Annotated in this window: 25 protein-coding genes; 12 read left to right on the plus strand and 13 right to left on the minus strand. The window is 69.6% G+C overall.

The window, feature by feature from the left end; all coding sequences use genetic code 11:
* Positions 1 to 188 precede the first annotated feature (188 nt).
* Together KVT45_RS15890 and KVT45_RS15895 are read right to left on the minus strand one after the other, a co-directional pair.
* Positions 189 to 1,670, minus strand: coding sequence for a hypothetical protein (locus KVT45_RS15890; protein ID WP_217547944.1), 1,482 nt, complete (start codon positions 1,668 to 1,670; stop codon positions 189 to 191).
* Between the two features lie 126 nt (positions 1,671 to 1,796).
* On the minus strand, positions 1,797 to 2,048 hold the full coding sequence (locus KVT45_RS15895; RefSeq protein WP_217547946.1) for a helix-turn-helix domain-containing protein: 252 nt from the start codon (positions 2,046 to 2,048) through the stop codon (positions 1,797 to 1,799).
* A 57-nt stretch (positions 2,049 to 2,105) separates the two neighbouring features.
* Here KVT45_RS15895 and map point away from each other — a divergent pair, with 57 nt between their 5' ends.
* The gene (gene map / locus KVT45_RS15900) at positions 2,106 to 2,885 is read left to right on the plus strand and encodes a type I methionyl aminopeptidase (RefSeq protein WP_217547948.1); all 780 of its coding nucleotides are present in this window, start codon (positions 2,106 to 2,108) and stop codon (positions 2,883 to 2,885) included.
* Positions 2,886 to 3,488: 603 nt separating this feature from the next.
* A complete protein-coding gene (locus KVT45_RS15905; protein WP_217547950.1) occupies positions 3,489 to 6,026 on the plus strand; it encodes an ATP-dependent Clp protease ATP-binding subunit in 2,538 nt (845 codons plus the stop codon).
* A gap of 88 nt (positions 6,027 to 6,114) precedes the next feature.
* Here KVT45_RS15905 and ggt read toward each other — a convergent pair whose 3' ends face one another.
* Positions 6,115 to 7,908: a gamma-glutamyltransferase gene (gene ggt / locus KVT45_RS15910; RefSeq protein ID WP_217547952.1), complete on the minus strand. Its 1,794-nt coding sequence runs from the start codon at positions 7,906 to 7,908 to the stop codon at positions 6,115 to 6,117.
* A 143-nt stretch (positions 7,909 to 8,051) separates the two neighbouring features.
* On the opposite strand from ggt, the gene KVT45_RS15915 reads away from it, so the two are divergent.
* Both KVT45_RS15915 and KVT45_RS15920 read left to right on the plus strand, forming a co-directional pair.
* Positions 8,052 to 8,816: a hypothetical protein gene (locus KVT45_RS15915; RefSeq protein WP_217547953.1), complete on the plus strand. Its 765-nt coding sequence runs from the start codon at positions 8,052 to 8,054 to the stop codon at positions 8,814 to 8,816.
* Positions 8,817 to 8,932: 116 nt separating this feature from the next.
* Positions 8,933 to 10,501, plus strand: a complete 1,569-nt coding sequence (locus tag KVT45_RS15920) for a CocE/NonD family hydrolase (RefSeq protein ID WP_217547955.1) — start codon at positions 8,933 to 8,935, stop codon at positions 10,499 to 10,501.
* 43 nt (positions 10,502 to 10,544) lie between these two features.
* Here the strand turns inward: KVT45_RS15920 and KVT45_RS15925 are convergent, their stop codons facing one another.
* The 9 genes from KVT45_RS15925 to KVT45_RS15965 form a co-directional block, all read right to left on the minus strand.
* Positions 10,545 to 11,393 carry an amino acid ABC transporter permease gene (locus KVT45_RS15925; protein ID WP_217547956.1) on the minus strand — a complete coding sequence of 283 codons (849 nt, stop codon included), beginning with the start codon at positions 11,391 to 11,393 and terminating at the stop codon, positions 10,545 to 10,547.
* Positions 11,390 to 12,034: an amino acid ABC transporter permease gene (locus KVT45_RS15930; RefSeq protein ID WP_217547958.1), complete on the minus strand. Its 645-nt coding sequence runs from the start codon at positions 12,032 to 12,034 to the stop codon at positions 11,390 to 11,392. The genes KVT45_RS15925 and KVT45_RS15930 overlap by 4 nt, the downstream gene beginning before the upstream one ends.
* Before the next feature lie 11 nt (positions 12,035 to 12,045).
* Positions 12,046 to 12,981 carry a glutamate ABC transporter substrate-binding protein gene (locus KVT45_RS15935; protein WP_217547959.1) on the minus strand — a complete coding sequence of 312 codons (936 nt, stop codon included), beginning with the start codon at positions 12,979 to 12,981 and terminating at the stop codon, positions 12,046 to 12,048.
* Positions 12,982 to 12,997: 16 nt separating this feature from the next.
* Positions 12,998 to 13,741, minus strand: coding sequence for an amino acid ABC transporter ATP-binding protein (locus tag KVT45_RS15940; protein WP_217547961.1), 744 nt, complete (start codon positions 13,739 to 13,741; stop codon positions 12,998 to 13,000).
* Positions 13,742 to 13,896: 155 nt separating this feature from the next.
* A complete protein-coding gene (locus KVT45_RS15945; protein ID WP_089107738.1) occupies positions 13,897 to 14,304 on the minus strand; it encodes a DUF6278 family protein in 408 nt (135 codons plus the stop codon).
* A 16-nt stretch (positions 14,305 to 14,320) separates the two neighbouring features.
* Entirely contained in the window at positions 14,321 to 15,100 is a 780-nt protein-coding gene (locus KVT45_RS15950) for an exodeoxyribonuclease III (protein WP_217547962.1), read from the minus strand.
* 106 nt (positions 15,101 to 15,206) lie between these two features.
* Entirely contained in the window at positions 15,207 to 15,842 is a 636-nt protein-coding gene (locus KVT45_RS15955; protein WP_217547964.1) for an MBL fold metallo-hydrolase, read from the minus strand.
* Positions 15,843 to 15,931: 89 nt separating this feature from the next.
* Positions 15,932 to 17,251, minus strand: coding sequence for a 4-carboxymuconolactone decarboxylase (gene pcaC / locus KVT45_RS15960; RefSeq protein ID WP_217547965.1), 1,320 nt, complete (start codon positions 17,249 to 17,251; stop codon positions 15,932 to 15,934).
* Between the two features lie 32 nt (positions 17,252 to 17,283).
* On the minus strand, positions 17,284 to 17,547 hold the full coding sequence (locus KVT45_RS15965; RefSeq protein WP_308310744.1) for a transposase: 264 nt from the start codon (positions 17,545 to 17,547) through the stop codon (positions 17,284 to 17,286).
* Between the two features lie 396 nt (positions 17,548 to 17,943).
* On the opposite strand from KVT45_RS15965, the gene KVT45_RS15970 reads away from it, so the two are divergent.
* The 8 genes from KVT45_RS15970 (at position 17,944) to KVT45_RS58405 (ending at position 26,067) form a co-directional block, all read left to right on the plus strand.
* Positions 17,944 to 18,099, plus strand: a complete 156-nt coding sequence (locus tag KVT45_RS15970) for a hypothetical protein (protein ID WP_217547967.1) — start codon at positions 17,944 to 17,946, stop codon at positions 18,097 to 18,099.
* 337 nt (positions 18,100 to 18,436) lie between these two features.
* Positions 18,437 to 19,492: a pentalenene synthase gene (locus KVT45_RS15975; RefSeq protein WP_217547969.1), complete on the plus strand. Its 1,056-nt coding sequence runs from the start codon at positions 18,437 to 18,439 to the stop codon at positions 19,490 to 19,492.
* Positions 19,458 to 20,024, plus strand: a complete 567-nt coding sequence (locus KVT45_RS15980; protein ID WP_217547970.1) for a hypothetical protein — start codon at positions 19,458 to 19,460, stop codon at positions 20,022 to 20,024. The genes KVT45_RS15975 and KVT45_RS15980 overlap by 35 nt, the downstream gene beginning before the upstream one ends.
* A complete protein-coding gene (locus KVT45_RS15985; protein ID WP_217547972.1) occupies positions 20,021 to 21,193 on the plus strand; it encodes a PEP/pyruvate-binding domain-containing protein in 1,173 nt (390 codons plus the stop codon). The genes KVT45_RS15980 and KVT45_RS15985 overlap by 4 nt, the downstream gene beginning before the upstream one ends.
* Before the next feature lies 1 nt (position 21,194).
* Complete coding sequence (locus KVT45_RS15990; protein WP_217547974.1) at positions 21,195 to 22,157, plus strand: hypothetical protein; 963 nt, start codon at positions 21,195 to 21,197, stop codon at positions 22,155 to 22,157.
* Entirely contained in the window at positions 22,154 to 23,779 is a 1,626-nt protein-coding gene (locus KVT45_RS15995) for a PEP-utilizing enzyme (RefSeq protein WP_217547975.1), read from the plus strand. Before KVT45_RS15990 ends, KVT45_RS15995 begins: the two co-directional genes overlap by 4 nt.
* 300 nt (positions 23,780 to 24,079) lie before the next feature.
* Complete coding sequence (locus tag KVT45_RS16000) at positions 24,080 to 25,459, plus strand: cytochrome P450 (protein WP_217547977.1); 1,380 nt, start codon at positions 24,080 to 24,082, stop codon at positions 25,457 to 25,459.
* A 197-nt stretch (positions 25,460 to 25,656) separates the two neighbouring features.
* Positions 25,657 to 26,067, plus strand: coding sequence for a transposase family protein (locus tag KVT45_RS58405; protein WP_368857552.1), 411 nt, complete (start codon positions 25,657 to 25,659; stop codon positions 26,065 to 26,067).
* A 120-nt stretch (positions 26,068 to 26,187) separates the two neighbouring features.
* Here the strand turns inward: KVT45_RS58405 and KVT45_RS16005 are convergent, their stop codons facing one another.
* Positions 26,188 to 26,994 carry an urease accessory protein UreD gene (locus KVT45_RS16005; RefSeq protein WP_217547979.1) on the minus strand — a complete coding sequence of 269 codons (807 nt, stop codon included), beginning with the start codon at positions 26,992 to 26,994 and terminating at the stop codon, positions 26,188 to 26,190.

A 26,994-nucleotide genomic window follows, 5' to 3' on the forward strand; every position in this document is an offset into this window, starting at 1 on the left:
GTTAAGCCGCCGAGTCGATCACGTTTCTAACCTGGCTGGCGGATGCGGGGGCCGTCCCGGAAGCGCCGTTTCAGCTTGGCGGCCGTTCCCGACTTGAGGTGCGTGGGGGCTGGTCGCGCGGTTCCTCCCCCAGCCTTCGGCCGGGGGTACCCCCAGCGCCCCTGTCGGGGCGCTTCAGCCCAGGCATGTCAAACCGCGAGGCCCGCCACTCGCAGGGCGTGGAGCACATCCCAGTGGCATTGGTCCGAGAACGACTGCGCCGAGCGAAGAAGCAGCGGCACCAGGCGTACCGGATCCGGTTCCGCGCTGTGGGCCGCCTCCTCCGGGGTGCGGACCTGGACGTAGGTGTCCAGCAGGGCCCGGGCCTCGCGGTGGCGGCCCTCCGTGTCCAGGGCGAGGACGGCCTCGCCGATCTCCGTGGCGGGGCGGGCGACGCCCTGGCGCAGGATCTGCCGGCCGTCGTCGGTCCGGCCCGCGGCGGTCAGGGCGTCGGCGGCCGCGACGAGCCGGGCGGGCGGCAGCGAGGCCGTCTCCCACAGCAGCGTGGCCCAGTCGGCGCCGAGCCCGGACCGCTGGAGGGCGTCCGCGAGCAGCGGGAACCGGGCGGCGGTCCAGTGCGCGACCTCGGCCAGGAGCGCGTGCGCCTCCCCGGTGCGGCCCTCCGCCCGCAGTCGTACGAGCTGCTCCACGGCGGCCGCCACGGCCTGCCGCGCCTCCTCGTCGGGCTGGGCCGCCGCCGGCTCCGGCCGCACCGGCACCTCGGTGGCCCCGGCGAACCGGGCGCCGCGCGGGGTACGGCGGCCGGTGGCGGCCGCGGGCGCGGACACCTCCGGTGTCTGCGGTACGACGGTGGGCACGGCCTCGTCCTCGGCCATGCCGGCGAACCGGGCACTGCCCCGCCGCCGCTTGCGCTGTTTGGCCGGGGCGGGGTCCGAAACCGGGGCAAGGCCGGGGTCGGGGGCAGAGGTGGGGGCCGGCTCGGGGGCCACGGCCTGGGTCCACGCCGTCGCGCCCTCGTCGGGTGTGGTGCCGCTCAGGCGGCCGGGCGCGGAGGGCCCGGCCGTCGCCGAGGTCTCCCCCGCCGGTCCGCCGGCGCGGAACAGTGCCCCACCACTTCCGTGCTGCGTCGTCCGCGCGCCCCGCAGGCGGCCGGCGAGTTCGGCCCGGTGCTCCAGCCTGTCGATCCGGGCCCGGAGTTCGGCGCACCGGGCGGTCGCCCGTTCGTGGTCGTCGCGGGCCCAGGCGAGGTCGATGTTCAGGGCCTCGGCCTCCTCGCGGGAGTGCGCGGAGTCGAGGGCGTGGCCGAGCTGGGTCAGCCGTTCGGTGGCGTACCGCTGTTCGCGGAGCATGACGTCGAGGCGGTCGCTCAGATCCTCGCGGGCGCCCGGCCGGGCGTCGTACACGGCGAGCGCGTCCGCGTGCAGCGACCGGGCCTGCTCGGCCTCGCGGGCGGCGGCCTCGGCGCCGTAGACGTTCGCAAGGTCCTGGAGCAGTGCCTCCACGACGTCCCAGGGCGGCACCTCGCGCCCGCCGAGGCAGGCCTGCATACCGTCGGGGTCGCGCTGCCAGAAGACGGCGCACCAGCCGCCGCCCTGGTCCAGGCGCGCCAGCAGGCCGTTCAGGTAGTTCGCGAACTCCCGCACCCGGCCGGGGAGTTGATCCACAGTCATCGCTCGACTCCCGCCAGACCGGAACACTCCGGCTCCGTAGGCAACACCAGTTGTGTTACGGGGTTGCTACGGGGAGTTTTCAGCGGGGGCGCAGAGCCCTCATTGCCCGATCTTGACCGATGCGCGTCATGCGACGACCAGGGCGCAGCGTTCCACCAGGTCATCCATCGACAGGCCGAGCGCGCGGGCCAGCGCGGCGACGGTGAAGAAGGCGGGGGTCGGCGCCCGCCCGGTCTCGATCTTGCGGAGGGTCTCGGCCGAGATGCCCGCCACGGCGGCCACCTCGGTCATGCTCCGGCCGCCGCGCGCCTCGCGCAGCAACCGCCCGAGCCGCTCGCCGCGTTCGCGTTCTTCCGGGGTGAGAGGGGTGCGCACCATGCCGTCATTCTAACCCGGTATTCCAACCCGGTCGAGAAAGCCGGTATATTAATTGGCATGGTGGAACTGAAGACAGACACATCGCTGGATGCCATGTACGCGGCGGGGCAGGTCGTCGGGCGGGCCCTGACGGCCGTCCGGGAGGCCGCCGGCATCGGCGTCTCCCTCCTCGAACTGGACGAGGTGGCACGGGAGGTGCTGCGCGAGGCCGGGGCCACCTCCCCCTTCCTCGGCTACCGGCCCTCGTTCGCACCCACCCCGTTCCCCGCCGTCATCTGCGCGTCCGTGAACGACGCGATCGTGCACGGCATCCCGTCCGGCTACCGGCTGTGCGACGGCGACCTGGTCTCCATCGACTGCGGCGCCGAACTGGACGGCTGGGCCGGTGACTCGGCGATCAGCTTCACGGTCGGCGAACCGCGCGCGGCGGACGTACGGCTGATCGAGACGGCGGAGCGGGCACTGGCGGCGGGCATCGCGGCGGCGGTGGTCGGCAACCGCACCGGCGACATCGCGCACGCGGTCGGGCGGGTGTGCCGGGAGGCCGGCTACGGCATCCCGCAGGGCTTCGGCGGGCACGGCATCGGCCGCCGTATGCACGAGGACCCGGAGGTGCCGAACGAGGGCCGGCCCGGGCGCGGCTTCCCGCTCCGGCACGGCATGGCCCTCGCGATCGAACCCATGCTGATCGGCAGCGGCCGGGACGGCTACCACGAGGCTCCCGACGGCTGGACCCTGCGCACGAACGACGGCTCCCGGGCCGCTCACGTGGAGCACTCGGTGGCCATCACGGAGACGGGACCGCGGGTTCTCACGGCCAGGAATTCAAAGAACTGACACAGGTTTTTCCTGAGCATTTCTTATCGCAATATGCGGGCCGGTGCCGCACAAATGAATTCTCCAGAACGCTGAACAACGACGGCGGTCCCCCCGTATACATATCCGTGACGGGCGGAGAAAAAGCCGCCCAATCAGCGAAGGAGTTCTCATGGAAAACGTGCGCATGCGAGTTCCGTTCCCCCGGCCCACGCGACGGCAGCCGGTGCCCCCGCCCCCTCCGCCCCAGGGTCGGCGGCGGCCCCGGCCGAATACCAACGGCCGCTGATCACGTGACATAAAGCCGTCTGTGGTGCGGACCGGCGAAGGTGGGCCCGCCTTCGCCGGTCCGCACCACGAGAAAGACATGAATTACCGCGTTATCGCGTTGTCGCGTCCGGCGCCGTGCCGGCGGTCAATTCTTTCCGGCCGGGTGGGCGGCCACGGTCCGCGAAATACACGGCTGCCCGTCGGCCCGCCGCCCGAACGGCTGGACGTGCCCCCCTCCGGCGGGCGTGCGAAGGTGGTGTGACCGGGCCCTCCAGGGGCACCCGCGTGGACCGGCACGTCGACCAGCGAGCGCGTCCCTCAAGGCGCCGGGACGCCGGAACGGAACGAACGCTCATGAACAGCGGCTACCCCGGACCGGGCGACTACGGACAGGATCCCTTCGGGGAGTTCCTCTCACGCTTCTTCGGCGGCGGCGGAGCCCGCCAGGGTCCCCGGCAGATCGACATCGGCAGGCTGCTGAGCCAGCCGGCCAGGGAGCTGGTCAAGGGCGCCGCCCAGTACGCCGCCGAACACGGCAGCCGGGACCTCGACACCGAGCATCTGCTGCGCGCGGCGCTCACGGCGGAGCCCACCCGCTCCCTGCTGAGCAGGTCCGGCGCCGATCCCGACTCGCTGGCGACGGAGATCGACGGCCGCGCGGGCCCGATCCAGCACCCGCCCGGCGAGGCGCCCCCGCCGACCTCGCTGTCCCTCACCCCGGCCGTGAAGCGGGCCCTGCTGGACGCTCACGACCTGGCCCGGGCCGGCGGAGCCGGCTACATCGGCCCCGAACACGTCCTGGGCGCCCTCGCCGCCAACCCCGACTCGGCCGCCGGGCACATCCTGAACGCCGCCCGGTACGCCGCCGCCGGTCTGCCGCCGGACACCACGGAGACCGACCGCTCGCACGCCGGGCCGGACACCCGGCGCCGTACCAGCAGCACGCCGACCCTCGACAAGTACGGCCGCGATCTGACCGAGCTGGCCGGGGAGGGCCGGATCGACCCGGTCATCGGCCGCGACGACGAGATCGAGCAGACCATCGAGGTGCTCTCCCGGCGCGGCAAGAACAACCCCGTACTGATCGGTGAAGCCGGTGTCGGCAAGACGGCGATCGTGGAGGGCCTGGCCCAGCGGATCGCCGACGCGGACGTGCCGGACGGGCTCGCCTGCCGCCGTGTGATCGCCCTCGACCTGCCGGCCGTGGTCGCGGGCACCCGCTTCCGGGGCGACTTCGAGGAGCGGCTCAACAACATCGTGGGCGAGATCCGCTCGCACTCCGACCAGCTGATCGTCTTCATCGACGAGCTGCACACCGTGGTCGGCGCCGGGGGTGGCGGCGAGGGCGGCGCGATGGACGCGGCCAACATCCTCAAGCCCGCGCTGGCCCGGGGCGAACTGCACATCGTGGGCGCGACCACGCTTGAGGAGTTCCGCAAGATCGAGAAGGACGCGGCGCTGGCCCGCCGCTTCCAGCCGATCCTGGTGCCCGAGCCGACGGTCCCGGACACCATCGAGATCCTGCGCGGCCTGCGCGACCGCTACGAGGCCCACCACCAGGTCCGCTACACCGACGAGGCGCTGGTCGCCGCCGTGGAGCTCTCGGACCGCTATCTCACCGACCGCAGGCTGCCGGACAAGGCGATCGACCTGATCGACCAGGCCGGCGCCCGGGTCCGCCTCGGCGCCCGCACCAAGGGCACCGACGTACGCACCATGGAGCGCGAGATCGAGCAGCTCACCCGGGACAAGGACCAGGCGGTCGCCGACGAGCAGTACGAACGCGCCACCCAGGTCCGGGACCGCATCGGCGAGTTGAAGACCCGCATCACCGAACTCTCCGGCGAGGACGAGGCGGACGAGGGGCTGAACCTGGAGGTGACGGCCGAGGCGATCGCCGAGGTGGTCTCCCGGCTGACCGGCATCCCGGTCAGCAGCCTCACCCAGGAGGAGAAGGAGCGGCTGCTGGGCCTGGAGGCGCATCTGCACCAGCGGGTCATCGGCCAGGACGAGGCGGTGGCCGCCGTCTCCGAGGCGGTCATGCGCTCCCGCGCCGGTCTCGCGAGCCCCCAACGCCCGATCGGCAGTTTCCTCTTCCTCGGCCCGACCGGCGTCGGCAAGACCGAACTGGCCCGCGCGCTCGCCGAGGTGCTGTTCGGCAGCGAGGAGCGGATGGTCCGCCTGGACATGAGCGAGTACCAGGAGCGCCACACCGTCTCCCGCCTGGTGGGCGCCCCGCCCGGCTACGTCGGCCACGAGGAGGCGGGCCAGCTCACCGAGGTCGTCCGTCGCCACCCGTACTCCCTCCTCCTCCTGGACGAGGTGGAGAAGGCCCACCCTGACGTCTTCAACATCCTGCTCCAGGTCCTGGACGACGGGCGCCTGACCGACTCCCAGGGCCGCACGGTGGACTTCACCAACACGGTCATCGTGATGACCAGCAACCTGGGCTCGGACGTGATCACCAGGAGCGGCGCCGGCATCGGCTTCGGACCCGGAGGCGAGGAGGCGACGGAGGAGGCCCGCCGCGAACGGGTCCTGCGCCCGCTCCGGGACCACTTCCGCCCGGAGTTCCTCAACCGCATCGACGAGATCGTCGTCTTCCGCCAGCTCACCGGCGAACAGTTGCGCCAGATCACCGAACTCCTGCTGGAACACACCCGTCGCATGCTGCACGCCCAGGGCATCACGGCCGACTTCACGGACGCGGCGGTCAACTGGCTGGCGGAACACGGCTACCAGCCGGAGTACGGCGCGCGACCGCTACGGCGGACCATCCAGCGGGAAGTCGACAACCAGCTGTCGAGGCTGCTGCTGAACGGCACGGTCGCAGAAGGCAGCAACGTAACGATGGATGTGAGGGACGGCCGCTTGGAGTTCCGGACCAGCTAGGCGCCCCGACAGGGGCGCGGGGCTGTATCAATGTGCGGCTCCGCATAGTGCGGGCGCGACCAGCCCCCACGCACCCGCACTATGCGAACTACGGAGCCGGATCCACCACCTGGGCCGATCCCCCACCCCGCCGCACCGTCTCCGCCGCCGCCAGCCACTTCCCGCCCGGCAGCCGCTGCACACCGGTAGCCGCCCCGATCTCGGGATTCAACGAGAACGAGTGCCCGATGGCCTCCAACTTGCCTCGCAGGTCAGCGTCGTTGTACAGCGCCGGTTCCAACTCGGTCTTCGCCGCGTTCCGCTGCGACGCCCGAGGCGCGGCGATCGCGTCCACCAGCGGCAGATGCCGGTCCAGGAACTCGGTCAGCACCTGCAGCACGGTGGTGATGATGGTCGCGCCACCAGGCGAACCCACGGCCACCACCGGCTTGTTGGCCTTGTCCAGCACGATCGTCGGCGAGATGGAGGACCGCGGCCGCTTCCCGGGCCCGGGCAGGTTCGGGTCGTGCACCGCGGGGTTCGCCGGGGCGAACGAGAAGTCGGTCAGCTCGTTGTTGAGCAGGAACCCGCGCCCCGGCACGGTGATCGCGCTGCCGCCGGTCTGCTCGATGGTCAGCGTGTAGGAGACGACGTTCCCCCACTTGTCGGCGACCGTGAGGTGCGTCGTGTTCTCCCCCTCGTACGTGGTCGGCGCCGCCGTGCCCGTCGACCCGGGGTTGTTCGGGTCGCCGGGCGCGACCGGGCTGGTCAGCACCGCGTCGTCGCTGATCAGCTTCGCCCGCTCGTCGGCGTACCGCTGCGACAGCAGCCCCTTCGTCGGCACGTCCTCGAACGCGGGGTCGCCGACCCAGCGCCCCCGGTCGGCGAAGGAGATCCGGCTCGCCTCGATGTAGTGGTGCAGGTACTGCACCTCGCCGGCCTTGGAGAGGTCGGTGTTCTCGAGGATGTTGAGCGCTTCCCCGACCGTCGTGCCACCCGACGAGGACGGCGCGATCGAGTACACCTTCAGGCCGCGGTATCCCGTCTCGGTCGGCGCCTGCAACTTGGCCCGGTAGGCGGCCAGATCCTTCGCGGACAGCTTGCCCGCTCTCGCCTTCCACCCCGAACTCGCATCCACCGGCGGATTGTTGACCGTCGACACGATGTCCTTGCCGAGGTCGCCCTTGTAGACGAGCCCGACCCCCTTCTTCCCCAACTCCTTGTAGGTCCGGGCCAGCTCGGGGTTCTTGAAGGTGGAGCCCACCACCGGCAGTTGGCCGCCCGGCAGGAACAGCTTCGCCGTGTCGGGGAAGTACCGGAACCGTGTCTCGTTCGCGGCGGTCTGCGACCGGAAGGTGTCGTCGACGACGAACCCGTTGCCGGCTATCCGCTCGGCCGGTTTCAGCACGGTACCGAGCCGCTCCGTACCCCACTGGCTGAGCGCCGTCTGCCAGGTGGCCGGCGTCCCCGGCGTGCCGACGCTCAGTCCGCTGCTCACGGCGTCCGCGAAGGCCAGCGGCCGGCCGTTCTCCACGAACAGGTTGGAGTCGGCGGTCAGCGGCGCGGTTTCGCGGCCGTCGATCGTGTGCACGGTACGGGACTTGGCGTCGTAGTAGACGAAGTAGCCGCCGCCTCCGATACCGGAGGAGTAGGGCTCGGTGACGCCGAGCGCGGCGGCGGTCGCGACGGCCGCGTCGACCGCGTTGCCGCCCTTGCGGAGCACCTCGATACCGGCGGCGGTGGCGTCCGCGTCGACGCTGGCGACCGCGCCTCCGTAGCCGACGGCCACCGGGGTTTTCGCGGCGGTGGTACCGCCGGAGGCGGGAGGCGCTGCCGCCCCCACCGACACCACCGCGGCCGAGACCGCCAGGACCGTCAGTTTCCGCGCGACAGGGCGACGCATCCGCACCTCCAGTTCCGGAACGTCCGCGCAGCGTATCGGCGGGGCCGCAGCCCCGACAGCCACATTCAGGGCACTGTCATATGACTGCCACACTTCGAACACGGGTACGTTCCGGCCACCTGTGCCCGCTAGCATGCGCGCCCATGAATGACGACCTGCGCAACATTATCCTCGGCGTCGTGGCGGCCGGCATCAGCGCGGCGCTCGGCTGGCTGGCCCGTACCTCGCTGTGGCGCCGCGGCCTGCGCCGCAAGCAGGCCTTCTTCGGGCTGCCGGAGAACTCGGAGTCGCTGCTGGTCGTCAACCGCGATCCGGCCACGTCCGAACCGGCAGTCCACCGTTTCGACGTGTTCGCGCTCCTGGAGCTGGCCGCACTGATCAAGGACTGCGGCGCGAACCTCCAGTTGGTCACCCAGGACAACGTGCAGCAGGGCTTCGGCGAGCGTACGGAGTTCTGCGTGGGCGGGCCGGGGTCGAACCGGCGGATGCTGGCCCACATGTCGGCGATGCTGCCCGGCATCCGCGTCAACATCGACCCGGAGCCGGGCCCGGACCGGGGTGCCTTCCAGATCGGCACCGAGCGCTACCGGCTGGATCCGGGCATCACGGAGTACGTGCTGCTGGCCCGCCTCACCGCCGGCCAACGCCCGGACGCCCGCCCGGTGTTCCTCTTCTGCGGGCAGCGCGCGATAACCAACCAGGCGGCCACCCGCTACCTCGCCCGCAACCACGAGCGGCTCGCCCGCAAGCACGGCAACAACTCCTTCGTACTGCTCCTCAAGGTCGTCAACTCGCAGGCATACGGCCCTGACGTGGTCGAACTCGTCTCGGACGTCACCCGTGCCGCCCAGGCGCCGCTGCCGCCTGCCGCGACCGACACCGCACCCGCCTCCCACCGGGTCACCTGAATACCTGCACCATTCAACAATCGTTACCCGCACGTAACTTACCGACGGGTTACTTGCGGTAAGAGGTCGCGGTTACCGTCGGGTCACTTTGCATTGACACATACGGGGAGTGACCTGTGGGAACCCATCGCAAGGCCCTGCGTACGACCGCCGTGGGCGCCGTCTCCGCGACCCTGATCGCCGGAGGCGTCCTCGGGTTCACCCCCGCCGCCCAGGCCGCCACGAACAGTGTCCGGTTCGTCGACATCACCGGCGACGGCGGTACGACGCTCAAGGCGAACGTGGTCACGCCCGCGGGCTCCGACGGCTCGCACCGCTACCCGCTGCTCGTCATGCCCACGAGCTGGGGCTTCCCCCAGGTCCAGTACCTGGCCCAGGCCCAGAAACTCGCCGACTCCGGCTATGTCGTGGTGGCCTACAACGTCCGCGGCTTCTGGCAGTCCGGCGGTGAGATAGAGGTCGCGGGTCCGCCCGATGTGGCCGACGCGTCCAAGGTGATCGACTGGGCGCTCGCCAACACCCCGTCCGACGCAGGGCACATCGGTATGGCGGGCGTGTCGTACGGCGCCGGCATCAGCCTGCTCGCGGCCGCACACGACAAGCGGATCAAGGCGGTCGCCTCGCTCAGCGGCTGGGCCGACCTGATCGACTCGATCTACTCGGGCCGCACGGAGCACTCTCAAGCGACCGCCCTCCTTGACGGCGTCGGCCTCGTCACCGGGCGCCCGAGCGCGGAGACCAGCCAGGCCCTCAAGGACTTCTTCGCCGCCGACCTGTCCAAGGAACAGGGACTGATCGACTGGGGAAAGAAACGTTCCGCCGCGACCTACGTCGACCAGATCAACAAGAACGGCGCGGCGATCATGCTCGCCAACGCCTGGGGCGACACGATCTTCCCGCCCAACCAGATCGCCGACTTCTACGGCACGTTGACCGGCCCCAAGCGGCTTGAGCTGCGCCCCGGCGACCACGCCACCGCCGAGCTGACCGGACTGTTCGGGCTGCCCAACGACGTGTGGACGGACACCGAGCGCTGGTTCGACCACTACCTCAAGGGCGAGGACAACGGGATCGACCGCGAGCAGCCCGTGGAGCTCAAGTCCCGTTCCACGGGCGGCTACGAGGGCTATCCGGACTGGAAGTCGGTCGGCGCCACGCGGCGGAAGATCGACCTCGCGGGCACGGCCACCGTCCACGCGAACGTCGACTCGGGCGCGGACGGCGGGACCGTCTTCCTGTCCAGCATCCTCGACCAGGTCGCCCAGCTGCCCCCGGTCGCCTCGATCCCGCTGCTGCCCCGGCGCTGGGCCGCCGTCTGGCAGTCCGAGCGGTACGGCAGCGCCCAGCAGGTGCGCGGCACCGCCCGGTTGCACACCACCCTCACCCCGACCGCCGAGAGCGGCACACTCGTCGCCTACCTCTACGACGTGGGGCCGCTCGGCCTCGGCAAACTGGTCACCAACGCGCCGTACACCTGGCACGGCCGGACGCCCGGCAAGGCGTTCGACGTGGATCTGGACCTGTTCTCCACTGCCTACGACGTGCCCGCCGGGCACCGGCTCGCGCTGGTGGTCGACACGGTGGACCCGCTCTACATCGAGCACAACCCGTCCGGCGCGCAGCTGACCTTCTCCTCGCCGGTGGACGACCCGTCGTACGTGTCCGTTCCGCTGCGCGAGCAGTGATCTCCGGCTGCCGCCGGCCGGGCCTGGCCCTGGCTGCTGCCCCCTACGGCAGCAGCGTCCCCGGTTCGGCCGGGGCCACCTCGGCGGCCCCGGTCTTGGGACTGTGCTGCTCCCGCCTGGCCACCCAGCCGGCGAACCACGAGAGCAACATGCACATCCCGATGTAGATCGGCGAGATCACCATCACCACAGGGATGAAGGGCAAATCGTAGTCGAGGTTCGAGGCGATCAGTTTCCCGGCATGGAGGAACTCCTCGTAGGTGATGAGATAGCCGAGCGAGGTGTCCTTCAGGGCCACCACGAGCTGGCTGATGATGGCGGGCAGCATGGCCCGTACGGCCTGCGGCACCAGGACGTACGACATGACCTGGGTCTTGCGCATGCCGAGCGCGAACGCGGCCTCCCGCTGGCCGCGTTCGACGCTGTTCACCCCGGAGCGGAAGACCTCCGCGAGCACCGAGCCGTTGTAGAGGGTGAGTCCGGCGACCAGCGCGGGCAGGGGCTGGACCTTCAGCGCCACGAAGACGAAGAAGATCATCACCAGGACGGGCATGGCACGGAAGAACTCCACGACGAAGGTGGCGAGCACGCGCACCGGCCGGTGCTCGGAGAGCCGTCCGGTGGCCAGCAGCCCGCCCAGCGCGAGGGAGAGGACGGCCGCCATCGCGAAGGCCTTGAGCGTGTTGGCCAGGCCGCGCAGGAGGAGCTCCTGGATTCCCTGGTAGGCGAAGGGCATCCACTTCGTGGACGTGAACTGGCCGGTGTCGAAGAGGAGATACAGGATCCAGGCGAGCAGCGCGAGGAGGACGCCCGTCGCCAGGACGGCGTATGCCGTGTGCCGTCTTCTGGTGGCGGGGCCCGGGATGTCGTAGAGCGCGGTGGCCTCGGTCATCGGGCGACTCCCCACGCGCGTTCCATCAGGTTGAACAGGGCGCTGATGGCGAGGGTGATGATCAGGTAGCCGACGGCGATCCAGACGAACGTCCAGACGATGTTGTAGCCGAGCTCGCTCAGTGTCCGGTAGGTGCCGAGGAGTTCGGTGACGCTGAAGGCGCCCGCGATCGCCGAGTTCTTGGCGAGCGCGATGAGGGTGGAGCCGACCGGCGGGATCACCGACCGGAACGCCTGGGGCAGGATCACCAGATGGAGGGTCTGCCCGAAGGTCATGCCCAGGCTGCGGGCCGCCTCGCCCTGTCCCCTGGGCACGGTGTTGATGCCGGAGCGCAGCGCCTCACAGATGAAGGCGGAGGTGTAGCAGCCGAGGGCGAGGATCGCGAACACCTTGAAGGGCAGCACCAGCCCGAAGCGGGGCAGGCCGAGCAGCACCGCGAAGAACAGCAGCGTGAGCGGGGTGTTGCGGAGCACCGTGACCCAGGCTGTGCCGAAGATGCGCAGGGAGCCGACGGGCGCGACCCGGAACGACGCCATCAGGAAGCCGAGGACAAGGGCCAGCGCCGAGGAGTAGACGGTCAGTTCGACCGTGCCGAGGAAACCCTCGGCGTAGGTGTGGAAGTTGTCTGTCAGTACGTTCATGCCGTCCTCGCTCAGCTCGCGGGATAGCGGTCGATCGGGGGCGGCGCCGGGGCGGGAACGCCGGACAGGCCGAGCGTCGCCTCGTACGCCTTCTTCCAGTCGCCGTTCTTCTCACGTGCCTCCAGTGCGTCGTCCATCGCGAACCGCAGGGCGGTGTCACCGCGGGGGACGCCGATGCCGAACGGCTCCTTGGAGAAGGGCCTGCCGACGACCTTGAGTTCGCCGGGGGCCTTCGCCGCGTAGCCGATGAGGATGGCGTCGTCGGTGGTGACGGCGTCGACCTGGTAGGTGAGCAGGTTGTCGACGCAGACGGAGTAGGTGTCGTAGGCGACGAGGACCGCCTTCGGGTACTCGGCCTTGATCCGCTGGTACGGCGTGGAACCGGCCGCCGAGCAGACGCGTTTGCCGGCGAGGTCCTGGGGGCCGTGGATGTCGTTCTCGTCGCGGCGGACAAGCAGGGACTGGCCCGCCATGTAGTACGGCCCGGCGAAGCCGACCAGCTTCTTGCGGTTGTCGTTGATGGTGTAGGTGCCGACGTAGTAGTCGATCTGGCCGTTCTGCAGGGCGGTCTCGCGGTTGGCGGAGGCGATGGTCCGGAAGCGGATCGTCTTCGGGTCGAGGCCGAGGGAGGCGGACATCATCCTGGCGATCTCGATGTCGAAGCCCGAGTAGACGCCGGTGGCCGGGTCCCGCTCGCCGAGGTAGGGCTGGTCCTCCTTGACACCGACGACGAAGTGGCCGCGCTTCTTCGCCCGGGTCCAGGTCGGGGAGTCCGGCAGCCGGAAGCCCTCCGCGACCTGGTAGACGGGGAGCCGGTCGGCCGCGGGGCCCTTCCGCGGCGGGCTGCCCTCCTTGCCGCAGCCGACGAGACCGAATCCGGCGGCGGCGCCGACGAGCAGCGCGGTGAACAGGGCCAGGGCGGCGGGCACACGGGTGGTACGGACCATGGGTGGCGCTCCCCGCTCAGTGCTTGAGGATCTTGGACAGGAAGTCCTTGGCGCGCTCGCTGCGCGGGGCGGTGAAGAACTCCTCCGGGGTGCGGTCCTCGACGATGCGGCCGTCGGCCATGAAGACGACCCGGTGGGCGGCGGAGCGGGCGAAGCCCATCTCGTGGGTGACGACGACCATGGTCATGCCGTCCCGGGCGAGCTGCCGCATGACCTCCAGGACCTCGTTGATCATCTCGGGGTCGAGGGCGGAGGTGGGTTCGTCGAAGAGGAGGGCCTTGGGTTCCATGGCGAGGGCGCGGGCGATGGCCACCCGCTGCTGCTGGCCGCCGGAGAGCTGTGCGGGATATTTCTCGGCGTGCGCCAGCAGGCCCACCCGGTCGAGGAGTTCACGCGAGCGCCGGTCGGCCTCGTCCCTCTTGCGTCTGCGGACCTTGATCTGGGCGAGGGAGACGTTCTGCAGGACGGTCTTGTGGGCGAACAGGTTGAAGGACTGGAAGACCATGCCGACCTCGGCGCGGAGCTTCGCGAGGGCCTTGCCCTCCTGGGGCAGCGGCCGCCCGTCGAGGGTGATCGTGCCGGACTCGATGGTCTCCAGGCGGTTGATCGTGCGGCACAGCGTCGACTTTCCCGACCCCGAGGGGCCGATGACCACGACCACCTCTCCCCTGCCCACGGTGAGATCGATGTCCTGGAGGACATGGAGCTCGCCGTAGTACTTGTTGACGTCCCGCAGTTCGATCAGAGGATCGACGGCCATCCGCAGCCCTACCCGCTCTCAGCTGTGTCGTGGTTGCCGCAAACTATCCAGCCGTGAGTGGCCTTGAGGCACGACACGCACTTTCCGGGCATTAGCCGTATTTACGCCGTCTTTATCGCCGGCTCCGTCTCCGTCGCCGCGCGGGCGGCCGTCGTTCAGGCCTCGGCGACCTCCGCGTAGAGCTGTGAGAGTTCGGGGACCCCGCTCGCGGCCCAGTCGTGACCTGACTCGACGACCTCGAACTCCCGCCCGGACGCGAGCCGTACGACCGGCTCTCCGTCCGCCCGGATCTCCCACTCGGCGCCGGGCACGGTCCGGGTCAGGACGGTGCCCAGATACAGACCGGCGTCGGTGCCGAGCCAGGTCAGGGTCTCCTCGTCGTCCCGCCAGCGCGGGAGCAGCTGGTCGAGGGCCTCCAGCGAGGCCGGGGTGTCGTCGAGCGCGACACCCTCCTCGGCCGCCTGGGCGCGCAGGAGCTCGCACTCGGCGAGCAGATCGGGGTCGGCGGTGTGCGGGACGTCACCGGTCTTGCCGTGCCTGTTACCCAGAAAGGGGATGTTCATGGTCCCAGGTTGACACTCAGACCTCCAGGTCCACCACCACCGGGGCATGATCGGACGCACCTTTGCCCTTGCGCTCCTCGCGGTCGACGTAGGCGTCCTTGACGGCCTTGGCGAACGGCTCGTTGCCGTACACCAGGTCGATGCGCATGCCGCGGTTCTTGGGGAAGGCGAGCTGGCGGTAGTCCCAGTAGGTGTAGGGGTGGTCGTACTTCAGGGGGCGCGGGACGACGTCGGTCAGGCCGGTCCCGCGCAGCGCGGTGAGCGCGGCGCGCTCGGCCGGGGTGACATGGGTGAGGCCCTCGAAGGCGGCCGTGTCGAAGACGTCGTCGTCGGCCGGCGCCACGTTGTAGTCGCCGAGTACGGCGAAGGGGCGGCTGCCACCCGCGTCCCCGGCGACGGCGGCCTGCAGCGCCTCGAACCACTGGAGCTTGTAGGCGTAGTGCGGGTGGTCCACCTCGCGGCCGTTGGGCACGTACACCGACCAGACCCGGACCGGACCGCAGGTCGCCGAGACTGCGCGCGGCTCCACACTCCCGTCGTAGCCGGGGTCGCCGGGCAGCCCCTTGACGACGTCCTCCAGGCCGACCTTCGACAGCACCGCCACGCCGTTCCACCGCCCGGTGGCGTTCACCGCCGCCTCGTAGCCCAGCTCGCGCAGCGGCTCGAACGGGAACTGCTCCTCGGCGACCTTGGCCTCCTGGAGGCAGAGCACGTCGGTGCCGCTGCTCTCCAGCCAGGCGAGGAGCCTCGGCAGGCGGGCGGTGATCGAGTTCACGTTCCAGGTCGCGATGCGCATGCCCCACAACCTACCGGGCCCCTCTGACAACCGGCCTCTGGCAGCCGACCTCAGACGCCTGGCCTCAGACGTCCTGCCTCACGCGTCCTGCCTCGGACGTCCCGCCTCAGACGTCCGCCGAGGCCCCCGGCGCGAGCCGCTGGTGGTCCGTGCCGCCCAGGGCGCCGATCTGGCGGTCGTAGATCGGCCGGGCCAGGTCGGTGAGCAGGGCGTCGTGGATGTCGTAGGCGCGCTGCGGCTTCACCTCGCGGACGTAGTCGATGACCTCGGAGATCTTGTTCCAGGGGGCCATCACGGGGAGCATCAGCGTCTCGACGGGGTGGTCGGGGACGGTGAGGGCGTCGCCCGGGTGGAAGACCTTGCCGCCGTCGATCAGGTAGCCGACGTTGGTGATGCGCGGGATGTCCGGGTGGATCACCGCGTGCAGTTCGCCGTGCACCTGGACGTCGAAGCCGGCGGCGGTGAAGGTGTCGCCGTGGCCGACGGTGTGCACGCGGCCCGGGAAGGCCGCCGCGAGCTGGTCGGCGACGGACTTCAGGGTCCAGATCTCGGCGGCCGGGTCGGCGTCCAGCGCGGCCCGCAGCCGGCCCTCGTCGAAGTGGTCGGCGTGCTCGTGGGTGATCAGGATCGCGTCCGCGCCGACGGCCGCGTCCTCCTCGCTGAACCCGCCGGGGTCGAGGACGAGCACGCGCCCGTCCTTCTCCAGGCGCACGCACGCGTGGGACTTCTTGGTGAGCTTCATGGTCACCATCCTGCCCCCGCCCCGCCCCCCGGTCCTCGGGGAGTCCCCCGGTCCGTCCGCCGCTCCGTCCCCCGGTCGAGGGGAGTCCCTCAGCCGTCGGGGGTGGTCTCCTCCCGGATGACCTGCTGGGCCACCCGGAACGCGCTGTTCGCGGCGGGTACCCCGCAGTACACCGCCGCCTGCAGCAGTACTTCCTTGATCTCGCCCGGGGTGAGGCCGTTGCGCAGCGCCGCCCGGACGTGGAAGCCCAGCTCCTCCAGGTGGCCGCCGGCGACCAGTGCGGTGAGCGTGACACAGCTGCGGGAGCGCCGGTCGAGGCCCGGCCGGTCCCAGATCTCCCCCCATGCATAGCGGGTGACGAACTCCTGGAAGTCGCCGGAGAACTCGTCGGCCTGCGCCAGCGCCCGGTCCACGTGCGCGTCCCCGAGCACCTCCCGGCGGACCTTCAGCCCCGCGTCGTACGGGTCGGGCCGCCCGAACGGCTGCGGCGGCACGGCGGCCGGGGCGATCTCGGCGATCGGCGTGACCTGGGGTGCGACCTGCGGCACGGCCTGGGGCGCCGCGAGCAGGACCGGCTTGACCGGGGCGGCCGGGATGGCCATCTGGCCGGTGGTCGAGTCGTAGGCGGGCTGCCAGGCGGCGGAGAAGTGCCGCACCAGCAGCTCGGTGACGGCGGCGGGCTGCTCGACCGGGACCAGGTGGGAGGCGCCGGGTACCACCGCAAGCCGGGCGTCCGGGATCCCGGCGACCAGGGTGCGGGCCTCGGCGGGGCCTGTGACCTGGTCGTCCGAGCCGACCAGGACGAGCGTGGGAATGCCGATCCGGGCGAGTTCGTGCCGTACGTCGAAGCCGGCCAGGGCCTCGCAGGCGGCGATGTAGCAGCCGGGGTCGGTGGTGCGGACCATCTGGACGGCCCACTCGGTGATCGCGGGCTGGGCGGCGGCGAACCCGCCGGTGAACCAGCGGTCGGGCGAGGTCCGGGCGATCGGGTCGAGGCCGTTCGTCCGTACGATCACTCCGCGCTGCCGGAACTCGTCCGCCGTCCCGAACCGGGGCGAGGTGGCGACCAGCGCCAGCGAGGCGATCCGCTCCGGGTGCCGCAGAGCCAGCTCGACGCCGACGGCTCCGCCGAGCGCGCAGCCCGCGTAGCCGAAGCGCTGCACTCCGAAGGAGTCCAGCGTGGCCAGCAGCCGGGCGGTCAGCTCGGCCACGGAACCGGCCGGGTGCGCCGGGGCACCGCCGTGCCCGGGCAGGTCGTAGCGGAAGACCCGCCACTGCTGGATCAGCTCCGGGATCTGCCGGTCCCACATGTGCCATGTGGTACCCAGCGAGGGACCCAAGATCAGGACAGGAGCGTCTTCTGGCCCGTCAAAGCGGTATTGCAGGGTGTTCGCTGGCGTCTCACTCACCCGCCTGACCCTCTCATCTGTCACGACAGCCCCTATGAGCGGGGTCCCGACCCTAGTTGTTTGACCAGGTGGAAGACCTCCGGGGCCGCGTAGCGTTTGAGGCAGCGGACGATTTCGCGCCGGGTCTTGCCCTCCTTTTTCCGCCGCTCGTAGTAGTCCTGGGTACGCGGGTCGACCCGCAGGCGGGTGAACACGATGCGATGCAGCGCAGCCTTGGCCTGCCGGTCGCCGCCGCGGTTGAGGCGACGGGACTGCCGGCCTCCCGAGGAACGCTCGACAGGACTGACCCCGCACAGCGCAGCGAAGGACGGCCTTCACGGTGGACGTCGCGGCCCGATCCGCAACGTCTGCTCCGTCCGGTTGAGCCGCCCTGCGTCGGAGGTCGGCCGCGGCGACGGAGAGGGACTTCGGCGAGATGGTCCCAGGTGATCGTCTTGGCCGTGCTGTCGGCAGTGACGTCGACCAGGTGCACGGCGTCGATGCGCAGCGGGGCGTGGCCGGGCCGCACCCGCCGCGGCAGCCGTTGTGCCTCGTCGGAGTCGGCCTCGCCGTGTGCGTAGTTGATCGTGAAGTGCTGGGTGGACCAGGGGTAGCGCACGGCGTCGTCGCCGCGCACGGTGCAGATCGTCTTGCGGACGGCCTGCTGGAGGCGCGTCCGCTGTTCGTCGGGGTGGAGACCCGCGATCACATCCGTGGTACGAGAGCAAGGGCCCGACCACGACCTCGAACGGTGCGACTTCGGCCAGTTGCTTGGTCAGTTCGGTGACCAGTTCGTCGCGCTCGTGCTGCGGGATGAGTGCCGCTTGACGGTCGGTGACCTGATCAACGGGGGCACCGGCATCAAGTAGCACGCCTGGAAGAAGGGTCCGCCCCGATCCAGGGAGTGTGAAAGCCGAGGGTTGCTGAGGCGCGGGTGCGGCGCTAGTCGCGCAACTGGGGCAGCGGTCCGGCGCACGCAGGGTGGGCGTGCCCCAGGCGCGTGCAGTGGCACGGTTTCTGAGCGGGACGGGGTGGTTGCGCCATGGCGCACTTCGTAGACCATGCACGCGCCACATGGTGGTGGCGTGCGCCTTCACACAGGCGTGGGGTCGGGCAACTCTGGTCAGTACGTGCTGCGGCGCTGCCCAGGGGACCACTCCCTGGTCGCATATCCCAGACACCGTGGGGGTCTCAGTGCCGCGGGACGTGACTTTCGACATCTCCATTTCTCCCTGGACCAGCCCCGAATTGGCCGCCGCCCAGGAGCGCAACCTGCAGTGGGCACGCCGCATGGGTCTGGTAAACGGTGAGGAGGCGGAACGGCGCTATCTGTTCTCTCAGGTAGCCGATGTGGCCGCCTATTCCTACCCGGACGCGCAGGGCGACGACCTCGATCTCGCCTTCGACGTCAACGGATGGTTCTTCCTGTTCGACGACCAGTTCGATGTACCTGCCGGAGAGTATCCGCCAGCCGTGTCCGTCTGTGAGGAACTGATCGACCTGCTGCGCCTTCCACCGGGTACCCCTGCGCCGTCCTCCTCGCCGCTTGCCGATGCCTACGTGGATGTGTGGCAGCGTATGGCGGAAGGGATGTCGCGCCGCTGGCAGGAGCGCACGGCGCGGCACTGGATGGACTACCTGGCCGCGAACCTGACCGAGGCGGCCGACCGCCGGGCCGGCATCATGCCCGACAGCGGGGAGTGGATGCGGCTGCGCCGCAAGGTGATCGGCGTAAGGCCCTCCATCGATGTGTGCGAGCGGGTCGGCCATTTCGAGGTTCCCGAGCCCGCCGTCCACAGCACCGCTGTGGAGTCCGCACGGGAGGTCGTCACCGACGTCATCATCCTGATCAACGAGGTCTACTCTCTGGAGAACGACGAGGCACGCGACGCCCCCAACTTGGTCCTGTGCCTCATGCGCGAGAGGCACTGCACTGAGCAGGAGGCCATCGACGAACTCCGCAGGCGCGCCGCTGCACAACTGGGGCGGCTCTCCCGTGTGCGACGCCGGATCCCACACCTGTGCCGGCCCCTGGGGCTTTCCGGCACAGCCCAGGTGGCCACCGATCGATACATCGACGCGATCTCCGCGTACATGCGTGGCATCTACGACTGGCACCGGCTGGCCGGGCGATACACCCCCGAGGTCTCTGGACGGGCCTCACCTGACACGACGGGCTACCTCAACGTCAGCAATCTGGCCGTCACAGCATCTAGCCATCCCCGCAATGCCATCGGCGAATTCGGCTCACGCCCTGAGTAATAGCAAAGGACAAATCTTCACCAACGGCGGCATCGTCAAAACCGCCCCGGAATCCAAAATCATCAGGCCCCTTGTAGGCGAAACCGTGAAGGCCACCGAAAGGATGTGGATCTCGCACTATGACTGCAACCGCGTATGGCCTGACCGGGAAATCATGATGTCCCCGGACGCCGACCACGAAGCTGACCAGGTTCGCGAGCTGTATTTCAACGAGTTCGTTCCGCTGAACGCCGAGTTCAAGCAGCTGGTCACCGTCTGGCAGCTGAATGGGCCGGTACCTGAGGAGTTGACACGGCTAGGGGAACGGCTCGTGGGAATGTTGTCCCGGTTGGGCCGTACGGAGCCCGATTGGCAGATCTATGCGGTGCGATTCGGCACCGCATTGGACAACGTCGCTGCTGGTGACCACCGCTGGCTGGCCGGTGTGCTGATCGACAGCTGCCACACCGTCTGGTTCGAGCTGCATGCCCGGCTTCTTGACCGGCTTGGCCTGGCACGGGAGCAAGCCGAGGCTGGGGAGGGCAGGTCGTGACGGAGATCTTGTGGATTGACGGGGAGTTGACGGCCGGGCCGCAGGTCATCGGTGGCAAGGCGTGGGGATTGAACCGCATGCGCGCCCACGGACTGCCGGTGCCCCCCGCGTTCGTCCTGCCGATCGCGTGTTGCGTCGATTATCACAGGATGGGCCGGAGGCTTGGGCCGCAACTGCGGGACCGGATCGCTGGAGCGATGGTCCGTTTGGAGTTCGCCGTCGGCCGCCGCTTCGGATCGGCCCAAGATCCACTGCTGGTCTCGGTGCGCTCGGGCGCCGCACACAGCATGCCTGGAATGCTCGATACCGTGCTGGACATCGGTGGCACCTCCCGAGATGCCTGGCAACACCTGCACGAGGCCATTGCAGCCGTCTTCGATTCCTGGAATGGCCCACCCGCTCGGATCTACCGCCAGACCCACCAACTCTCCGGCGAGGGAACTGCCGTGATCGTGCAGGCGATGGTCGCCGGCGACTGCGGTGTGGCATCAGGCAGCGGGATCGTTTGCACCCACAACCCGACCACCGCCAGCACGGTCCCCTATGGCGAATGGCTGCCAGGCCGGCCCGGCGCGGACCTGGCCGCAGGCCGGGCGACACCTCTGCCTCTCCGTGAGCTCGAGCGGACCCTGCCCACCGTGCACGCCGAACTCCTCGCCGCGATCGACCTGCTCGAGCGGGATGCCGGGAAACCGCAGGAGATCGAGTTCACCGTCGAGTCCGGCAGACTGTGGCTCCTGCAGACCCGCAACACCCATGTCAGTGCCCCCATGGCCGGAGCGCAGCATCGGAGGGCGACTCACCACCGCCGCGACAGGCCGTTGTTACGCGGTATCCCGGCCAGCCCAGGGCGAGGTGCCGGTGTGGCCGTGTCTGACATCGGCACCGCCCTTCGGCTGGGTGCGGCCGGGCAGGATGTGGTGCTGATCCGGCCCACCACTGACCCGTCCGACATCCAGGCGATCATCGTGGCCCGCGCTCTGGTCACCGAACTGGGCGGGGCCACCTCCCACGCAGCAGTGGTCAGCCGCGAGCTGGGCCGTCCGTGCGTGGTGGGCTGCGGACGAGGCAGCCTGACCGGCTTGGAGGATCGCATGCTCCTCGTCGACGGCGAGGCCGGAGCGGTATGTGAGCAGACTCAGCCGAAACGATCCCCGCAGGAGGACTGAAATGACGCTGACTCCACATGACGAATTGACCCACCCGCCCGACGATTCCGCCGGATGGCAGGAGAACGTCTATTTCATCGGCATGGATCCCGATTCCCGCTCGGGCTTCCTGCTGCATGTGGCGCACCTGCCCGCGCTCGGGCTGGTCGAGGCCATCGCCGCAGTGAGTATCGGGGACACGCTCGTCTCGCACATCGTCGAGCAGCCTGCCAAGCACTGCTACGCGGCGCGCGGCTTCGACTACGAGATTGTGCGCCCATTCGACTACGTGCGGGTTGGTTACGAAGGTCTGGGATACCTCGGGCCGCCGATGACGGCTGGATCGGGCAGCGTCCCCTTCGGATTACGGCTGGAGATGAGCAGCCCAGCGGCGCCCATCTCCTACAACGACCTGTACGAGAAAGTGGCGGCCGGCAGCGACCACTATGAAGTGGGCGGCACATGGACCGGTGAACTGTGGTGCGGTACCGGCCGGGTCAGCACATCGGCGCTGATGATCCGCGATCACAGCTGGGGTCCCCGCGACTACCGTGCCGACCAGGGCTGGTGGACGCCGCTGGTCTTCGACGACCCCCCGGTGTTCATCGCCGCAGCCTCATTTCTGCAGTCGAGGCGGTGGGCGGGCACGCTCGCCATGAGTGACGCCGACGGTGTCCGGCAATCGAAGCGAACGCTCGACCAGCCCTGGGTACGTCCCAACGGCCTGCCGGTGGTCGGCGGATTCGACAGCGCCTCCATTCTCGCCGACCTCCCCACAGGCATCGAGAACTTCCAAGCGGCAGCGGTGATCCAGATCCCCATCGCCTGGCGTCGACTCGCGGCGTCCGGTCTGCACCACATCGGCGTCGCCACGTTCGCCACGGTGCAATGGGGCGACCGCCAGGGCTTCGTCGATCTCGAACTCGCCTACCCCCAGGACAGCCCATTCACCAAGGCTCCGGAGCGGAACGAGGAAAGGCCATGAACAACGAGCACGGTCCCTCCGACCCCATCCGCGGGACCTCCCTGCCACACGTGGCGTGGACCCGCGTCAACGCCGTTGAGGCCGTGAGCGGCGTCATGTCCCCGCTGTGCATGTCGTTCTGGACCCAGGGAGCCCCGTGGGGCGCCTACCGAGCCTTCGGTGACCTGGGAGTCCTCAGCCGACGAGGAACGCGACGCGTCCCCGCCCATGAGGATCGGCTCGTGGGCTGCTTCTACGGGCGGATGGCGATCAGCGTGGACGCCATGCGCCGCCTCGCCGGAACCGTCCCGGGAAGCACCCCTGACGATTTCGAACGCAACATCTTCGGGACTGTCCGACCCGATGCCCCACCCGTCCACGCCGACCCGCTGCGCCTTCCCGTGATCATCTTCAAGGCGAGCGTCACCATGCTCGTCCATACCCGCCGGACCAGGCGCCACCACGCCTGCGAGCTGGCCTGGTGGCGAGCCCACACCCGTCCACAGGCCCAGGCGCCCGCCCTGGCGTTGCTGCAGCAGACCTTCCACCATTTCCGGCAGGCCATCCGTCTGCAGATGATCTCCCGCGGCCTGACCGACGCCCTGCAGACCCAACTCGCCCGGCTTACCGAACGTGCCGGCCGCCCCGAACTGCTGTCCGTCATCTTCGCCGGGGCCGGCGACAGCCCGGAAAGCGACCTCGGTGAGCGGCTGTGGCAGATCGCCCGGCAACGCGGAGACCTTGCCGCAGTACTCAACAGGTACGGCTTCCACGGGGTGGACGAGGGCAATCTGTACGGACGGTCCTGGCGGGAGGACCCCGCGATCCTCGACACCTACGCCAGCGCTCTGCGGGATCGCCCCGCCGACGACGCCCCAGCACAACGAGCGGCAAAGGCCGTAACCGAACGACAGAACGCACTCCGCGAGCTGCACGGCCTGCTCCCACGCCGGCACCGCCTCGCTCTCCGGCTGGCGACCCGGATGGCAGCCCATCAGATCCGCAACCTGCAGATGACCAAGGAAGCGTTCCTGATGGCGATCGACGTGGCTCGGGCCGCCACCCGCCGACACGGCACCGAACTGGTCGAGGCTGGGGTCCTCAAGGACGCCGAGGACGCTTTTCACCTCACCCTGACCGAACTGGTCAAGCTCGCTGACGAAACGGCTCCCGACGTCCGGGAAGTCATCGCCTACCGGAAACAGCGTCACGCCGAATACCAGAACCTCGACATCCCGTTGTCCTTCATCGGCATGCCGACCCCCGCCCCTCACGAAGAACTGGCACACACCGACGAACTGACCGGCACCCCCGCCTCCCCGGGCATCACCGAGGGCACAGCCCGTGTACTGCTCGGCACAGCCTCCGACACCGTGCCCCAACGCGGCGAGATCGTAGTGTGCAAGGTCACCGACCCCAGCTGGACCCCGCTACTGATACTGGCCGCAGCGATCGTCGTCGACATCGGAGGTATCGCCAGCCACGGAGCCATCATCGCCCGCGAACTCGGCATCCCCTGCATCATCTGCCCCGACGCGACCCGGCACCTCCACACCGGTGACTACATCCGCGTCGACGGACGGGCAGGCACCGTACAGGTATTGCAGCACGCCCCCACCCGGGAGCAGCGTGCCGGTGGATGAGACCGTGGTGATGGCCGAAGCACTGAGAATCCGGTTCCCGGCCATCAAGGGATCCGTTTTCGGGGGACGTGGGTTACGCCACCCTCGACCACCACGCCGTCACCGGCGGGAGGTCGCAGATGTGCCGGAGACAGACGGCCTTGGATCGGCCAAGGCGCACCGTCTGCCGCCTCGCCGGAACGCCACGCAGCCCGGACGCGTACAGCTGTCGCCCCTCGAACGGCTCTTCGGTATTGCGCCACAGGCCCCTCGGCTCCCATCTGGGCAGGATCAATGGTTCGCGGAGAGAGGCAGTGCCCAGTGAAGCCGGAAAGCGCAGGCAAGGGCAGGACCGAGACGGCGTGGCGGGTCGGCAGAGCACCGGGGGCATTGCCGGTACTGGGGCATGTGCTGCCGATCGCCAGGGATCCGCTGGGATTCCTGGCGTCGCTGTCGGCCCACGGAGACCTACTGGAGGTCAGGGTCGGACCGTGGCGAGGGTATGTCGTGTGCCACCCCGAGCTGGTATCGCAGGTGCTGCTGGACGACCGAACCTTCGACAAGGGCGGTGTGATCTTCGAGAAGGCCCGGGAGTTCGTGGGGAACGGGCTGGTGTCCTGCCCCCACGCCGACCACCGCCGCCAGCGACGGCTCATCCAGCCGACGTTCCACCGTGACCGGATGCCGGCGTACGCCGCGGTGATGAGCGACCACATCGACCAGGTGACCGGGTCCTGGCACGACGGCCAGCTCATCGTCGTAGGCAGAGAGATGTATACCGTCACCGCAGGGGTGCTGTGCACCAGCTTGTTCGGGACATCCCTGGCCGAGACGGAGATCAGCAAGCTGGAGGACTCGGTCAACGACATCATGATCGGGTCAGCCCGGCAGATACTGTTGCCCAGTTGGCTGCACAAGCTCCCCACCCAGGCCCGACGCCGGTACGTACGGGCCAATGCGCATCTCAGCACCGTGGTCCATCGCATCATCGACGGCTACCAGTCCGGAAGCCTGGACGATGTCGGGATGCTGTCGATTCTCCTGGCAGCCCGAGAAGAGGACGGTATCGGCGCACTTTCCGATACCGAGGTCTACGACCAGGTCGTCACCATCCTGTTGGGGGGAATCGACACGACCACCGAGGTCCTGGCAGGGGCCTGCCATCTGCTCTCCCGCCACCCCCACATCCAGCACCAGCTGCACACCGAGGTCAGCGCGGTGCTCGGAGGCCGCGCAGCACGGTTACAAGACGTCCCGAAACTCAAGATGACCGGCCGCGTCATCACCGAGACGCTGCGGCTGTACCCACCGGTCTGGGTGTTGACCCGGACCGTCACCCGCGACACAGAACTGGCCGGGCAGCACCTGCCCTCGGGCACCACCGTGGTCGTCAGCTCCTACCTACTGCATCATCGTGCTGATGTGTTCGCCGACCCGGACACGTTCCGGCCAGAGCGATGGCTGACGCAAGCAAGCCCGCGTCCTAGCAGCGGATACCTTCCCTTCAGCACCGGTGCCCGCCAATGCATCGGCAACGACTTCGGAACGATCGAGGCTACCCTCGCGCTGGCCACTATCACCGACCGCTGGCACCTCACAGCACCCGCCGACACCGCGCCGGTCAAGACCGTAACGCGGCTGGTCCTTGGTCACAGGGGGCCCCTGCGCCTGCATCGGCGTACCGCTCTCGGCGACGGGTGAAAACTGGTTCTGGAACACTTTCCGGGCTCTGTCGCTGATTTGGGGGGGGTGGTGACGATCAAGAGCAGGTGGACATCACCTGGGTGTTGGGAGGGGATGCGGTTCGCCTCGCCGACCTTCTTCTTCCGAGGATTGGGGTAGCGGTAGAAGGAGTGGCCCTTGGAGACACTGAGGTCCGGCTTACTGTGCGGTCCACGGTGGGGGCGGCCACCTGTCCGGGATGTGGATGGAGATCCTCGCGTGTGCACTGCTACTACCAGCGGTGTCTGGCGCACCGTCCCATCGCCGGCCGTCAGGTGCGACTCGATTTGCGGGCACGCCGTCTCGTGTGCGGCAACGGCAGTTGCGAGCGTCGGACGTTCGCCGAGCAAGTACCGGATCTGACGCGTCGACATTCCCGCCGCACGAACGCGCTCACCGCTCAGCTCACCGACACCGCCTTGTTCTGGGCGGACGTGCGGGAGCCAATCTGTGCGAACGCCTGGCCGTCACCACCGGCAAGGACACGCTGCTCCGCCTCCTTCGCGCACTGCCCGTCCCGGCGCTGGCGTCTGTCCCGTGTCTCAGCGTCGACGAGTTCGCCTTGCACCGCGGTCGTACCTACGTGACGATCCTCGTCGACATGAAGAGACTCGCCGAGACGGCGAAGAGGTCGGTCACCGGGGATTCCCCGCCCAGGACACGACGGGTGTCCGCCCAATGCGGGCACGGCGTCGATTGGACTGCTGCTACGGGGTGCGCGCTTGTTGCAATGCCTCGTCAAGGAGGAGTCGTAGCCGGGTGGCGGTGTCGGCCACCGCGGTGGCGAGGAGCGCCGGGCCGGCCAGGGGGACCAGCACACCGTGGGCTGGGGTGTCGGGGTCGCCGAGAAGGACCGGTGAGAGGGCTGCCAGGGCGAGGGACGGGTCGACGACGAGGAGTTGGCCGCAGGCGCGGTGCGATCCCATGACGGCCGGGCCGTCCCAGCCGGGATGGCGGCCGCCGTAAGAGGTGTGCTGGTCGAGAAGGGGGCGGCCGGCGCGGAGCACGGTGAGGCGGGTGGTCAGGTTGCCGCTGGTCTCACCGGTGCGGCCGAGGATCTGTTCGTCCCTCAGGACGAGGCGGGCGGTGGAGGCCAAGTCGACGGTGCAGGTCTGGCGGAGGTTGCTGCCGGCGGTACTGATCAAGGGCTGCGGCAGCCAGTGCAGGGCGGCGTCGTCGCCGACGGTCAGGCGGATGTCGTAGGTGGCGGGGTCGTCGGTGTGGCCGCGCAGCGCGATGGTGGAGGCGGCTGAGGTGATCTGGAGGCGGGCGTGCGGGCCGACGTCGGCATGGAGGGCGAGCCGGTCGCCGCCGAGAGGGCCGCTCATGGCGCCGATGACGTCGACACGGGCCAGGCCGCCACGCGGGCGGAGCCTTTGGAGGTGGAAGGGGCCGTCGCTGCTGAGCAGCGGAAGGGTGGTGGTGCGGCCGTTGTGGCCGGCCCGCACCCGGGCGGTTGCCACGACGGTGGATGCATCCGGGAGGGGCGCGAGGTCTTCGGCGAGCGTGCTCAT

Origin of the sequence: Streptomyces sp. GbtcB6 (assembly GCF_019091475.1) — a bacterium.
Classification (GTDB): domain Bacteria; phylum Actinomycetota; class Actinomycetes; order Streptomycetales; family Streptomycetaceae; genus Streptomyces; species Streptomyces hyaluromycini.

Excerpts from the sequence above, each read along its gene's own strand:
- KVT45_RS15915 (WP_217547953.1), top strand. The coding sequence starts at position 8,052 with ATGAATGACGACCTGCGCAACATTATCCTCGGCGTCGTGGCGGCCGGC.
- KVT45_RS15990 (WP_217547974.1), top strand. The coding sequence starts at position 21,195 with ATGACGCTGACTCCACATGACGAATTGACCCACCCGCCCGACGATTCC.
- KVT45_RS16005 (WP_217547979.1), bottom strand. The coding sequence starts at position 26,994 with ATGAGCACGCTCGCCGAAGACCTCGCGCCCCTCCCGGATGCATCCACC.
- map (WP_217547948.1), top strand. The coding sequence starts at position 2,106 with ATGGTGGAACTGAAGACAGACACATCGCTGGATGCCATGTACGCGGCG.
- KVT45_RS15995 (WP_217547975.1), top strand. The coding sequence starts at position 22,154 with ATGAACAACGAGCACGGTCCCTCCGACCCCATCCGCGGGACCTCCCTG.
- KVT45_RS15980 (WP_217547970.1), top strand. The coding sequence starts at position 19,458 with ATGCCATCGGCGAATTCGGCTCACGCCCTGAGTAATAGCAAAGGACAA.
- KVT45_RS15925 (WP_217547956.1), bottom strand. The coding sequence starts at position 11,393 with ATGACCGAGGCCACCGCGCTCTACGACATCCCGGGCCCCGCCACCAGA.
- KVT45_RS15930 (WP_217547958.1), bottom strand. The coding sequence starts at position 12,034 with ATGAACGTACTGACAGACAACTTCCACACCTACGCCGAGGGTTTCCTC.
- KVT45_RS15945 (WP_089107738.1), bottom strand. The coding sequence starts at position 14,304 with ATGAACATCCCCTTTCTGGGTAACAGGCACGGCAAGACCGGTGACGTC.
- KVT45_RS15890 (WP_217547944.1), bottom strand. The coding sequence starts at position 1,670 with ATGACTGTGGATCAACTCCCCGGCCGGGTGCGGGAGTTCGCGAACTAC.
- ggt (WP_217547952.1), bottom strand. The coding sequence starts at position 7,908 with ATGCGTCGCCCTGTCGCGCGGAAACTGACGGTCCTGGCGGTCTCGGCC.
- KVT45_RS15955 (WP_217547964.1), bottom strand. The coding sequence starts at position 15,842 with ATGAAGCTCACCAAGAAGTCCCACGCGTGCGTGCGCCTGGAGAAGGAC.
- KVT45_RS15940 (WP_217547961.1), bottom strand. The coding sequence starts at position 13,741 with ATGGCCGTCGATCCTCTGATCGAACTGCGGGACGTCAACAAGTACTAC.
- KVT45_RS15950 (WP_217547962.1), bottom strand. The coding sequence starts at position 15,100 with ATGCGCATCGCGACCTGGAACGTGAACTCGATCACCGCCCGCCTGCCG.
- KVT45_RS15935 (WP_217547959.1), bottom strand. The coding sequence starts at position 12,981 with ATGGTCCGTACCACCCGTGTGCCCGCCGCCCTGGCCCTGTTCACCGCG.
- KVT45_RS15895 (WP_217547946.1), bottom strand. The coding sequence starts at position 2,048 with ATGGTGCGCACCCCTCTCACCCCGGAAGAACGCGAACGCGGCGAGCGG.
- KVT45_RS15905 (WP_217547950.1), top strand. The coding sequence starts at position 3,489 with ATGAACAGCGGCTACCCCGGACCGGGCGACTACGGACAGGATCCCTTC.